The sequence below is a fragment of the Sulfurospirillum cavolei genome (assembly GCF_001548055.1).
Classification (GTDB): domain Bacteria; phylum Campylobacterota; class Campylobacteria; order Campylobacterales; family Sulfurospirillaceae; genus Sulfurospirillum.
In genome coordinates this window covers 2,202,892-2,215,207 of record NZ_AP014724.1, presented here as the reverse complement: position 1 = coordinate 2,215,207, position 12,316 = coordinate 2,202,892, and the positions used below count along the sequence as shown (strand labels likewise).

Genomic DNA, 12,316 nt, shown 5'->3' with positions numbered 1-12,316 from the left:
TGTAAATCTAAAGTGAGATTATCTTACAATGGCATAAAGACTTAAAGGATGCTCATGCCATTTTCAAAACTCTCTTTACCCCTTCAACAAGCGCTTGTGGAAGCACGCTTTAGCACAGCGACGCCGATTCAAGAAAAGGTGATTCCCCTTGTGTTGGAGCGAAAAGACATCATGGCACGAGCGCAAACGGGAAGTGGCAAGAGTGCTTCGTTTGTACTGCCCATTTTGGAGTTGTGGAGTGCGAGCAAAAATGAAGGAAAAGCGAAGATCAAGGCATTGGTTTTAACGCCTACGAGAGAGCTTACGGTACAGGTTGCGGAGGCATTTACAACCTTTGGAAAATGGTTACATGTAAAACCAAAAGTGGTGAGTATCATCGGTGGCGAGAAGATCGGCGAGCAACTCTATGACATCCAACAAGGGTGCGACATCGTGGTGGCGACTTCGGGGCGCCTTTTGGACATCATGCGTAAAAAACAGATCGACCTTTCGCGAGTGGAGTTTTTTGTGCTCGATGAAGCGGACAAAATGCTTGATCTTGGGTTTGAGCACGAACTAAACGCCATCCTCGAAGCACTGCCCCAAAAACGCCAAAATCTTCTTTTCTCAGCGACGTACCCTGAAAAAGTACAGACGATCGCCTCGAAAATCACCCAAAGTGCTGAGGAAGCGAACATCGAAGCAGAAGCGCCGACGGTGGAGCGTATCACACAACGTGCTATCGAAGTCAATAAAGAAAATAGAGCACCGCTTTTACGCCAGTTATTGCGTGAAAACAACTGGGAGTTGGTCTTGGTTTTTATGGCAAACAAACGCGCCGCCGATAACATCGCTGTGAAGTTTCGCAAACACGGCTTTTTGAGCGAATCCTTTCATGGTGATCTCATTCAAGAAGACAGAGCGTGGACATTGAAATCCTTTAAAGAGCGCAAGATCCGCGTGTTATTTGCCACGGACATCGCCGCGCGGGGACTTGACATCGAAGATGTAAGTTGCGTAATCAACTTTGACCTTCCTCGCTCTACCGAAGATTACATTCACCGTATCGGGCGAACGGGGCGCGCGGGCAAAGAGGGCTTGGCGATCTCATTTATCGACCATGAAGACAAAGCGCATTTCGCGCTCATCGAAAAACGGTGTCGCATCACACTTCACAAAGAGCAGATCAAAGGGTTTGAACTCACAGGCGTTGCGCCTCAAAAAGAAAAAGGCAGTGCGCCCATCAAAGGCAAACGCAAAAGTAAAAAAGATAAGTTAAGAGAGCAGGCGGCCTCACAACCTGCTTCTTAACTCTTTACATGTCAAAGTGTTTAAGCCACCATTGCCGCTTTTTTAACGTCCAATCTGTCGTACAGATCAAGGATATTGACATAGTGTTGGTGTAAGCTTACGTCTATAAAGTAAGCTTTGCCGTCTAAAATCTTGAGGGCGTGTTCAACGTTCGCTTTACCAAAAATGTCCCCAAAGGCACTTTCGTAGTCACTCCAAAGATGTTCTTGAGCTTTGAGGGAGAGGATTTCACATAAAAGTTTACTGATAGGTTTTTCACTCAAGGCAAGTAGCATTTGAGCCTCTTCATAATTTTCCAAAAGCAGATGCATTTGCGCCTTAAGGTCGATCATCTGAAAGTTTTGCTCGAAAATGACACCGATGTATTTTTCCATATTGAGTGAATCTTCGAGCGGTTCGATAATTTCTAACAGTGCCTCATGGTTTTCTTCTTTGAAATTGAGTACGAAGGAGCGAATGAATTTGCCGCTGTTGCGGTTTTGATAGACCATATCTTCGATAGGATAGACTTCTGAGACACTAGGAATGATCATCTGACACGAATAAAAATTTAAGTAGGTGTATTCACGCAAATAAATTTCTTTGCCCATAGACTGCACGATGTCGCATAAGAAGGCGTATTCGTCGCTACTTCCTTCGCCCTTATACTGCCACGGTGCATACTCAAAACTTTTGGCGGCACTTAGAAAACCAAAGCCCATTTTGCCGTTCGAGTCGATGAAATGCGCCTCAAGGTTGAAGCTATCTCCCACTAAAGCCATGTCAAAGGTTGGCATTTCAAATGCGTCAAGATTGTCAATGCCCCTTCCTTGCATCAGCTCGCTCATGGTACGCTCGAGACTGACTTCTAAAATGGGGTGTGCGCCAAAGGAGACAAAGAGTGTGCCGTTACGCGGGTTGATGAGCGAGATAGCCGTGACGGGAAACTTTCCACCGAGTGAAGCATCAAGCACTTCAACGATGAAACCCGCTTTTTGAAGCTCGCACACGTCTGCATGAAGTTTAGGGAATGATGCGATGATGTCCTCTGGGTATTTAGGGAGCGCGTAAGCGTTTTTGATGATCTCCATTTTAGCGTGACGCTCGAAGATTTCGCTGAGTGCTTGCACTTTGGCTTCATCAGGCGTATTTCCGCTGGCAAGTCCATTACTCACGTAAAGATTGCTTAAAATATTGAGGGGAATATAAACCTTTTCTTTGCCAAAAACACTTTCAAACGGAAGCGCTACGATTTTGTCATGGTAATCGCTGTTGAAATCCACCCAGTCTTCACGGCTCATTTCATTGGACGGATTGTAAATGACATGTAAAGAAGGACTCAGATATTCACCGCCAAACTCAAACACTTTTTGGTCTGGGTAGTATGCGCGATTAGGAAGATGAAAGTCGATGAAACAGTTATTGGTTTGAAGTCGTTCGATGTATTCGCCAAGCGCACTCGCTTTGGAAGAGAGCGAAAGAGTGCCTTTACCGTTAGAATAAATATGATTGGGTGCCTCAATGGAAGCAAGATTGACGGAGTAGCAGTTTCTTAGCGGATTTTTTTCGCTTGCAAAGGTAACGGCACAGCCCAGATCGTCTAAAATCGTTTGCATTTTTGCGATGGAAGTGCTTAAGGGTGCATTTTTGGAGAGCGGATTCATGAATGAGGATGTCCTTTGGAGAATTGGGCATTGTAACATAATAAACGCGTGAAGCGCAAAAGCGGGCTTTGAAAACATTTGGTAACTTTTTATCGTCAGCCCTAAGTACGATCGTAGAATATTTTGGTAAAATAGGCACAACGAACCTTTTTTATTGACGGATAAAATGAATAATTTTCTCGAGAACCCCAATGACGGTAGCCTTAGATTTAGCGATGTGGAAGTGCGATTAGCCGAATTTTTAAAGACGTTTGATCCCGAGCCCTACAAAGTCCACCCTAGTTTATATTATTTTGAAGAGAACGTTTTCGGTGAAATCGTCGCGTCCTTGCGTAATTGCAAGTTGCCCAAACATTTTCTCTCCTACAAAGACGTTTTGCGGGAAAAGCTGATCGAAAAGCTCGGTTTTAGCACGCAAGACTTGATTTTGTGTACCGACGGCATCGTTTACGCCAAACGCTTTTTTGCCGTCGAAGCTTTGGGCGAAGGTGCCGAAAGACGCGCATGCGGACTCGATCCTGCCGGACTGGAAGCCTATAAGCAAAAATTTTTTCCCAACGAGTTACATGTCGAAAAAACGTTAGAGCTTTTGCCCTATCTGGTTGAAGAGGTTTTAAATTTTCGCAAAATCACGCCGGTTAAATTCAAAAAACTGTTTATCACGTCGTTTATCAACCTGATGGATATGATCGTTTTGGCATACACGGATATCAGCGATCCTAAAGTCGTGCGCGGCTTGAGCTTGTATCTGTTGCGTGAAGTGTTCGATCGTTTGATGCTTTTCATCGCGTCGGATATTTTATTTCACTTTTCCAACGCCGATCGCAAAGCCATCGAATTTTTAAGCTTTTTTAGCGTCAACGAAAGCATCGACGCCCACGGCAATCGTTACAAAGCCAATCCGATTTTGGATGAAAGCAATCATGCGTGGAACATTACGACGATTCGCTCGACTTTGCTTCAGCACAAAAAAGCCAAACAAGCCGTTTACGATAAAAAAAATGCCCTCATTAGCATCAAAACGAAATTGGAAGGCTTTAAACTAGACCAACAAGAGTACGCCTTGCAAAAAGCCAAGATTAACGAGCAATGGTCCAACACCGAAGCCGTGATAAACGGGATTCATAAAACACTGCGCAAAATCCAAGAGTCCGAAGACGAAGAGGTGCATTTCAACGAAGACGGCGAAGAAAAAGTTTTCCCTCGAAAGGTCTTGATTACGCGTCTATTTAAGAAAGAAGACAAGTTGCTAAGCGAGAGGACGAAGTGCCAAAAAGCCATTGACGAGATTGAACTAAGAATCGCCAATAAACAAAAAGATATTGATATTTGGGAAAAGAAATATGCCGAAAACCAAGAGGTTTTAGCGGCATTTGAGGCGAAAGGTCATCCGATGGATAAGCAGTACGAGCGGATTCAACGGGCTTTGGCAAAAACTTTAGCGTCGAGGTAGCACGCCAAAAAGACCGTTTAAAGTCTCTTTTTGGCGTGAAATCGCACTTATTTGACCGCGGAAAAAAGTGTGCTAAGATTGCCCGCGACGCCTTCTAACGAGTGTTTGAGATCGGACGGAACAAAGACGACTTTGCTGTTGGCGGAGTTTGCCAACGCTTGAACGCTGTCGATGTAGCGTTGCGCTAAAAGGTAACTCGGCGCATCGCCGTTTTTAATTTGTGATGCTATCGCTTCCATCGCAGCTTGGTCGCCATTTGCAAGTGCGACTTTGGCTTCAGCTTCTCTACGAGCAGCTTCGAGTTTTCCTTCTGCTTCTAAAATCATAGACTGTTTAAAACCCTCTGCTTTTGCGATGGCGGCTTGTTTCTCACCTTCGGCTTTCATAATGAGTGCTTTTTTCTCACGTTCGGCGGCGGCTTGTTTTTCCATCGCTTCTTGTAAACTGTCGCTTGGGCGAATATCTTGGACTTCGACCGCGGTCAACGATAATCCCCATTGTTCCAAATGGTCGCTGATCTTTTCCGAAACGGAGGCTTTGATGGCTTCTCGACCGGAAAGCGAAGCGTCGAGTTCCATATTGCCGATGACGGAGCGAAGCGTCGTTGCCGCCATATTGGCGACGGCAAGCTCAAAATCGTCGATCGAATAAACCGCTTTTGCAGGATCGCTGATTTTATAAAAGACCACCGCACTGATAATCACGACGGCATTGTCTTTTGTGATGACTTCTTGCGCTTTCATTTGCTGAATCAACTCTTTGGTATTGAGTTTTACCTGAACTTGATCGAGTACGGGAATGAGAAAATTGAGTCCCGGTTTTAAAATGGAGTGAAACTTCCCGAGTCGCTCGACGACCCACTCTTCGCCTTGCGGTACGATGCGCACCATTTGGTAGAGAAGGTAACCGCCCGCTAAGAGCAAAATAATAAAAAACGAAAGGCTAAGGTCGATAGAGGTATGCACGCAAACTCCTTTAGTTTGAAATAGGTTTGACGATTAAAAAATGACCGTGGATAGAGACGATTTCGATGTTCGTGCCGATCGCGATCGTTGCGTCGGTTTCACTTTGCGCGTTCCATTCGCTGCTACCCAAAACAGGGGTTTGTAATTTTACGCGCCCTTGTGCATCGGGCAGAATTTCGTTGAGGACTTTACCTTTCGTGCCGATAAATTCATCGGATTGTCCGATTTTTGAAGCGGGTGCATTGGCGACTCTTTGGCGTTTAAAAACGATTGCGCCGACGAACATACCTAAAAGGGCTACGAGAATTTGAAGAATAAGAGAGTTTTCCATGAAATATGCCAACAAAGAAGAACCGAAAAACCCAAGACCGATAAAAAGAGCAAAAAACGAGGGACTCGCGATCTCGAAAACGATAGCAAAAACGCCTAAGATCGCCCAAAGATACCATACCATCAAAACTCCTTTGCGAAGAGGATGGGGTATTATACTGAAAACACCTACAAATTATGGTGGAGCTGTGGGGGATTGAACCCCAGTCCAAAAATAGCCGCCTATGACGTCTACATGCTTAGATATTGTTGATAGTGTTTAATTTTGCTTCGTACAACAATCAGAAAACTACGCAAAACGAGCCTTTAACTTCGCTACATGTAAAGGCGTTCATGTAGTATAGCTATCGAAGCTATGATACTCTCCGAGACCTCCTAAGATAGCATCGAAGGGGAGAGCAGTCCGTTATTTATTAAACTTACGCAGCTAGAGCGTAAGCAGGACGATAGTTACTGTTGTTAGCAGTTATTGTTTGAGGGTTGTCTAACGCAAGACCCTCACTCGCGACATGCAGCCATAAACTAAAACTACTCCTGTCGAAGCCATGTCAGCCCCATAGATAGTAGGAGCGTAAGTTTAGCATATTTTGCTATAATTCGCAAAAAGTATTGAAGGAAACTATTTTGAAAAGAATTATTTCGTATCTTTGCGTAGCATTTTTCGTCTTTTGGATACAAGGATGTGCGTTTAACCAACAACCGCAAAAACCGCAAGCCAATACGCAAAACGTCTCCGCACAATCGGCACAAGATACCAATCCTAAACTTTCGCGTTTGGTCGGCAAAAACTATATTAAAGGCGTTGTATTGCATTTGACGTATGATCCTAACACGCTTTTATGGAACTACGAAATCGACGGCATTGAAACGACCAACGGAAAATTGCCGTACGTGAACTTTAACCATAAAACGGTGCTTGCCAACGAAGGCGATTTGGTCTATGCGTCGTTTAACGGGATGCGTTTAGAAGAGCTTTTCGTCATCAAAGCCGGTTATTTTAAAAACGGTAAGATTTCGCAAACGGCTCCTGCGTCAAAGCCGATAACAAGTGCAAGCAGAAAGAAAAACACTAACGCTAAAACGTCTGAACCGGACGAACCGGGCGTACGCAATAAAGCACATCAGGTCATTAGCGTTCCGCAAGAAGAGACGATTCGTTTCTAGTGTTAAAAGGTTTACTATTGTTAACCGATCGTTTACTTTGAATTCCTATACTTTCAGTAGCAAATTTCATATTTTCTTCCGAAAGTATCTTCTCAAAGAGGTGTTCCGCCAAGCGCCTCTTTGAACTCTTTTTCTATTTCAATCGTAAAAATAGCCCCTTCTTTTTCGTTCCGAGCACTTAGCTTTCCGCGCATACTTTTTTCGATAATCAACTTTGACATGTAAAGTCCGATGCCCGTTCCTTCGTTTTGCTCTTTCGTACTGACGTAAGGCTCGAAAATGCGCTCGATCGGCTCTATTTTAATGCCTCCGCCGTTATCTTCTACCCTTAGGTAAATGCTTTTTTCGTCGCTTTCCAACGTAATGCGAATATACCCCTCGGCTCTTCCCGATGCGAGAATGGCGTCTTTGGCGTTGGAGAGAAGGTTTAAAACGACTTGTTCGTATTCGCTTTTGTAGCCGACGATACTTTCATCGGATTCGATGCGTACGTCCACGACGATGTTATGATGAATAATCGCCTCTTGAATGATGCGCAACACCTCGTCGACGGAATTTTGGATCGAAAAACGTTTTTTGTCCTTATTGGGCATAAAAAAATTACGAAAATCGTCAATCGTATGCGACATGTACTCGACGATGTTTTCCGCTTCGACGCATTTAATCTCCATCGAGCTTTTATCGAGCATATCTCGATTGTATTTGAGTTTGAGGGTCATTAAAAGCGCGGAGAGTTGGGAGAGCGGTTGTCGCCACTGATGCGCGATATTGCTGATCATCTCTCCTAAAGCGATAAATTTGGATTTTTGAATGAGGAGTTGTTCTTGCTCCCTATTTTTTTGAATCTCTTCTTGCACGCGGCTTTCGAGCGTATGGTTGAGCGTTTCGAGTTCTTGGGCTTTTTGTTGCACTTGCGCGTGGTAGCTTTTTAAAAAACGCTCGATGCGTTTTCCGAGCATCAGCGCAAACGCATTGGCGACGAGGGCGAAGAGCAAAAAGATAATGATCGCGGAGGTTGCTTCCATCTTCACTTTTTCTTGAAATTGTGTTTTTGCCGCTTCGATCTCTTGGTCGATGTCGTCTAGATAAACACCCGCGGCGATGATAATATTCCACGGTTGATACAATTTAAAGTACGAAACCTTGGGGCGAGCGAGCTTTGTTCCGGGCTTTTTGTAGAGGTATTCTACAAACGAATAACCGTGATCGAGGATGTCGTGCAAAAAGATTTTGCGAAATGCCTTACCGTTTTCGTCGGTATACGCATCGGAAATATATTCGCCTTCCAGATCGGGACGATTGGGGTTAATCAACATTTTGGCAAAGCGATCGCCGCCGCTAATATGGTTGATCTCGTAAACGAAAATATAATTATGTTCTTGTCCGCCGTAGCGAATATGTCGAATCCACTCAAAAGCCTCCTGCTTGAGCGCGGCAAGGTCGTTTGGCGTATCGGAGGCGGCGCGATGCAGTTTAAATTCGATAAAGCTGATAATCGAATCGACTTCGCGCTGAAGCAAAGCGCGTTTATTCGTCTCAAACGTTTTTCGCGTATCTTCGATTTGGGCGTCTAGCAGTTCGTATTGCTTGGTAATAAAAAAATAACCGTTAAAAAGCATTAAAGAGGTAATGATAAAAACGGTACTTAACGTAATGATTTTCGAGATATTGCTCTCTTTAATAATTTTCACAAAAAACTCCCGTTGCAACTGCTATAATATAAAAGTAAGAAATTTTAGAAAGAGAGTAGCGTATCTCTTCTTTTAAGAAACGTAAAGGTTCGGTTATGGATGAAAAAATGATGAAAAAGCTTTCAAATTACCGCGTTTTGTATGCCGAAGACGATGTGGGCGTGCGCAAAAACGTTTACGAGCTTTTATGCTTGCTTTTTCAAGAAGTCTATTTGGCAAGCGACGGCGAAGAGGCGTATACACTTTTCGTGAAATATGCACCCGATTTGGTGATTACCGATATTAAAATGCCCCATCTCGGCGGCATCGACTTGGTGAAGAAGATTCGCGAGCACGACGAAAAAGCCCATGTGATTATTATCACGGCGTATACCGAAGTCGATTACATGTTAGAAGCTATCGAACTCTCTTTACTACGCTACATCGTCAAACCCATTACCGAGCCGAAATTGTTTGACGCATTGGAAAAATTTTTACAGTCCAAAGAAAAAAGCCATCTGCAAGAAATCGCCTCGGGATGGTATTACGATGCTTCGCAAAAGAGCATCACGGACGGCACGGAAGCGTATGAGTTAACCAAAAAAGAAGCCAAGCTCATCGAACTTTTATTGGAAAAAGATTCCATCATCACGTACGAAGAGATTGAGACCTATTTGTGGGAAAACGAGTATATGAGCTTGAACGCGCTTCGTTTGATGATTAAAAACTTAAGAAAGAAACTTCCTGAGGGAACTTTAAAAAATATTCAAGGTATAGGTTACAAATTGTAACTTCATGAAACTATTAAAAGCCTTTGTAGTGCGTAAAAGTTACTAAAAGAAACTTTTACGCCTAAAATCCGACTCGGAACGAATCCCAACGCTTTTATTACATAATTTTGACATAACTTTCACCTATAATCGACGCAGAAATACATCGCTAAAGGAGTTGACATGACAAAATTATTCAAAATCGTAGCGGCTGCTACGCTCTTAGTTTCATCTGCGATTGCCGCAGAGTATACGATTAAGCTCACGCACGTCGTAAGCCCGAATACGCCCAAAGGTATGGGTGCCGACTTCTTTGCAAAACGCGTCGGCGAACTCACAGGCGGTAAAGTTGAAGTCGTCGTTTTCCCTAACTCACAACTTTACGGCGACGGCGAAGAGATGAAAGCGTTGAAGCTAGGAAACGCACACATCGCGATGCCGAGCTTTTCAAAATTTACGAGTATCGTTCCGGAGATGCAACTTTTCGACTTACCGTTTTTGTTTAGAGACAAAGACCATCTTTACAAAGTTCTCGACGGCGAAGTGGGTAAAATCTTGAAAGACAAAGTGACGGCAAAAGGCTTCGTCGCACTGGATTATTGGGATGCCGGATTTAAACACCTTTCCGCCAATAAGCCGCTTTTGAAACCCGAAGACGCTTCCGGACTTAAATTTCGTATTATGAGTTCACATGTACTCGAAGCACAGTTTAAAGCTGTAGGTGCTAATCCGCAAGTATTGCCGTTCTCGGAAGTCTATTCCGCATTGCAACAAGGCGTCGTCGACGGTGCGGAAAATCCGCTTTCCAATTTTTATACTAAAAAATTCAACGAAGTTCAAAGCGATTTAACCCTCTCCGATCACGGTTATTTAGGGTATTTGGTCATTATGAGCGAGAGTTTCTGGAAAAAATTCCCGAACGATCTTAAACCGATGGTGCTTCAAGCAATGAAAGAGGCAACGGAATATGAGCGCAAACTTGCGTCCGAAGACGATGAGGCGATCTTGGCAAAACTCAAAGAGTATGCTAAAACGTCCGGCAATCTCAAAATTCATACGTTAAACGCGGAGCAAAAAGCGGCATGGCAAAAAGCGATGGAAGCGATTTATCCCAAGTTTTATAGCGTGATCGGCGAAGATTTGATTAAAAAAGCGCAAGCCGCTAAATAGAAAGCAAGGCAATGAAAAAGTACTTTACGATTTTAGACCTCGGCGTCATGGCGATTAATAAAAATATCGCCGTGTTCGGCATATCGCTGGGCGTTCTTCTTGCCTTCGCCAACGTCGTGCTACGTTATTTTTTCGATATGAGCATTACGTGGGCGGGAGAGCTGACCAACTATCTTTTTATGTGGTCGGCACTTTTCGGGGCGGCATACGGTTTTAAAAAAGGGGTGCATATTTCCGTTACGATGCTTTTGGAAAAACTGCCCGTGATGTTGGCAAAAATCATCTTAATGGCGGCACACCTGTTTAGTTGTTTGTATCTGGCATTAATGGCGTACTTGGGATACGAATTGGTGCTAATGTTGATTGATTTCGGCGAAATGAGCATCGATTTGCGCGTACCGATGTGGATACCGCATTTGGTTTTACCGTTTGCCTTTATCGGCGCGGCGTTTCGTGCCGGAGAAAAAGTGTTTGAAGTCGCCGCGACCGATGCCGATAAAGTCATCGTCAACAGCGAGCTCGAAACGCTTCACGATTCTTTGGAAATGAGAGGAGTAAACTCACATGTTGATGCTTAGTCTTTTCGGTTTACTCTTCCTTTTAATGTTTTTGGGCGTTCCCGTTTCGGTAGCCTTAGGGTCGAGTACCTTGATAACGGCGTATTTTTTTACCGATATGGATTTGATGGGCATCACGTCGCACGTCTTCGACGGGCTCAATAAATATTCGCTGATGGCGATTCCGATGTTTATCTTAGCGGGATCGTTTCTCTCCAAAGGCGGTGCGGCACATCGTATTATCGAGTTTGCAAAGTCTATCGTCGGGCATTTACCCGGAGGTCTTCCGATCTCGGCGATTTTTGCGGCGATGATTTTTGCGGCGGTCAGCGGAAGCTCTCCGGCAACCGTTGCGGCTATCGGCTCGGTCATGTTCGGAGCGATTCAAGAAGCGGGCTATCCCAAAGGCTATGCCATCGGAACGATCGCAACTTCGGGGAGCTTGGGCATTTTGATTCCTCCATCCATCGTGTTTATCGTATACGGCGTTACGGCGGATCTTTCCATCGGAAAGCTGTTTATGGCGGGCGTCGTTCCGGGGCTTTTGATCGGTTTTATGTTGATGAGCTTGACCTATGTCGGCGCGGTGCGTTTAGGCTTTAAAAAAGGCACGCCGGCAAGTTTTAAAGAACGACTGGTCAAATTTAAAGAGGCGTTTTGGGCGTTGATGCTCATCGTCATCGTTATCGGCGGTATTTATGGCGGTTTTTTTACACCGACCGAAGCGGGTGCGGCAAGTGCCGTCTACGCTTTTGTTGTTTCAGTTTTTGTTTACAAAGACCTTAAAATGAAAGACGTCTATAAGATCGTCTTAGAGTCGGCGTTGACAAGTTCGATGATATTTTTCGTCATTGCAAATGCGATGATTTTCGCGCACTTTTTAACCGACGAGACGATTCCGCAACAAATCACGAAGCTGATTATGGACGCGAACGTCGGACCGATTATGTTTATGGTCATCGTTAACATTTTGTTGCTCTTGATGGGGCAGTTTATGGAACCGAGTTCTATTGTTATGATTACTGTTCCTTTGCTTTTACCCCTCATCGTGGCACTCGGCATCGATCCGATTCATTTCGGCGTCGTCTTAGTCGTCAATATGGAAATCGGTATGATAACCCCGCCCGTGGGTCTCAATCTTTTTGTCGCCGCGGGTATGACGGGACTGAGTCTCAAAGAGGTTGTCGTCGCTTCACTTCCGTGGGTCGGCGTCTTGTTTATCGGATTGCTTCTTATTACCTATATTCCTGCAATTTCGTTGTGGTTACCGCAGCTGATGTACGGAATGTAAAATCTTTACATGT

Annotated in this window: 11 protein-coding genes and 1 other RNA gene; 7 read left to right on the top strand and 5 right to left on the bottom strand. The window is 44.4% G+C overall.

Annotated features, from left to right (window positions below; all coding sequences use genetic code 11):
* Positions 1-54: 54 nt before the first annotated feature.
* Positions 55-1,290: a DEAD/DEAH box helicase gene (locus UCH003_RS11080; protein WP_060826551.1), complete on the top strand. Its 1,236-nt coding sequence runs from the start codon at positions 55-57 to the stop codon at positions 1,288-1,290.
* 20 nt (positions 1,291-1,310) lie between these two features.
* Here the strand turns inward: UCH003_RS11080 and UCH003_RS11075 are convergent, their stop codons facing one another.
* Positions 1,311-2,933 carry a YcaO-like family protein gene (locus tag UCH003_RS11075; RefSeq protein WP_060826550.1) on the bottom strand — a complete coding sequence of 541 codons (1,623 nt, stop codon included), beginning with the start codon at positions 2,931-2,933 and terminating at the stop codon, positions 1,311-1,313.
* A gap of 166 nt (positions 2,934-3,099) precedes the next feature.
* Between UCH003_RS11075 and UCH003_RS11070 the strand changes: the two genes are divergently transcribed.
* Entirely contained in the window at positions 3,100-4,386 is a 1,287-nt protein-coding gene (locus UCH003_RS11070; protein WP_060826549.1) for a hypothetical protein, read from the top strand.
* 47 nt (positions 4,387-4,433) lie between these two features.
* On the opposite strand, the gene UCH003_RS11065 is transcribed toward UCH003_RS11070, so the two are convergent.
* From UCH003_RS11065 to ssrA, 3 genes are all read right to left on the bottom strand, one after another.
* Positions 4,434-5,351 carry an SPFH domain-containing protein gene (locus UCH003_RS11065; RefSeq protein ID WP_039672237.1) on the bottom strand — a complete coding sequence of 306 codons (918 nt, stop codon included), beginning with the start codon at positions 5,349-5,351 and terminating at the stop codon, positions 4,434-4,436.
* 10 nt (positions 5,352-5,361) lie between these two features.
* Entirely contained in the window at positions 5,362-5,805 is a 444-nt protein-coding gene (locus tag UCH003_RS11060) for an NfeD family protein (RefSeq protein WP_060826548.1), read from the bottom strand.
* 54 nt (positions 5,806-5,859) lie between these two features.
* Positions 5,860-6,237: a transfer-messenger RNA gene (gene ssrA / locus UCH003_RS11055) on the bottom strand.
* A gap of 68 nt (positions 6,238-6,305) precedes the next feature.
* Here ssrA and UCH003_RS11050 point away from each other — a divergent pair.
* A complete protein-coding gene (locus tag UCH003_RS11050) occupies positions 6,306-6,845 on the top strand; it encodes a hypothetical protein (protein ID WP_060826547.1) in 540 nt (179 codons plus the stop codon).
* Positions 6,846-6,937: 92 nt separating this feature from the next.
* On the opposite strand, the gene UCH003_RS11045 is transcribed toward UCH003_RS11050, so the two are convergent.
* Positions 6,938-8,536 carry a sensor histidine kinase gene (locus UCH003_RS11045; protein WP_231964774.1) on the bottom strand — a complete coding sequence of 533 codons (1,599 nt, stop codon included), beginning with the start codon at positions 8,534-8,536 and terminating at the stop codon, positions 6,938-6,940.
* Positions 8,537-8,631: 95 nt separating this feature from the next.
* Here UCH003_RS11045 and UCH003_RS11040 point away from each other — a divergent pair, with 95 nt between their 5' ends.
* The 4 genes from UCH003_RS11040 to UCH003_RS11025 all read left to right on the top strand — a co-directional run bounded on the left by UCH003_RS11040 (position 8,632) and on the right by UCH003_RS11025 (position 12,303).
* Positions 8,632-9,306 (top strand): response regulator transcription factor, encoded by a 675-nt coding sequence (locus UCH003_RS11040; protein WP_082709195.1) that lies wholly within the window; start codon positions 8,632-8,634, stop codon positions 9,304-9,306.
* Between the two features lie 162 nt (positions 9,307-9,468).
* Positions 9,469-10,455, top strand: a complete 987-nt coding sequence (locus tag UCH003_RS11035) for a TRAP transporter substrate-binding protein (protein WP_060826546.1) — start codon at positions 9,469-9,471, stop codon at positions 10,453-10,455.
* Positions 10,456-10,466: 11 nt separating this feature from the next.
* Positions 10,467-11,033 carry a TRAP transporter small permease gene (locus UCH003_RS11030; RefSeq protein WP_039672242.1) on the top strand — a complete coding sequence of 189 codons (567 nt, stop codon included), beginning with the start codon at positions 10,467-10,469 and terminating at the stop codon, positions 11,031-11,033.
* Positions 11,020-12,303, top strand: a complete 1,284-nt coding sequence (locus tag UCH003_RS11025; RefSeq protein WP_060826545.1) for a TRAP transporter large permease — start codon at positions 11,020-11,022, stop codon at positions 12,301-12,303. Before UCH003_RS11030 ends, UCH003_RS11025 begins: the two co-directional genes overlap by 14 nt.
* Positions 12,304-12,316 lie beyond the last annotated feature (13 nt).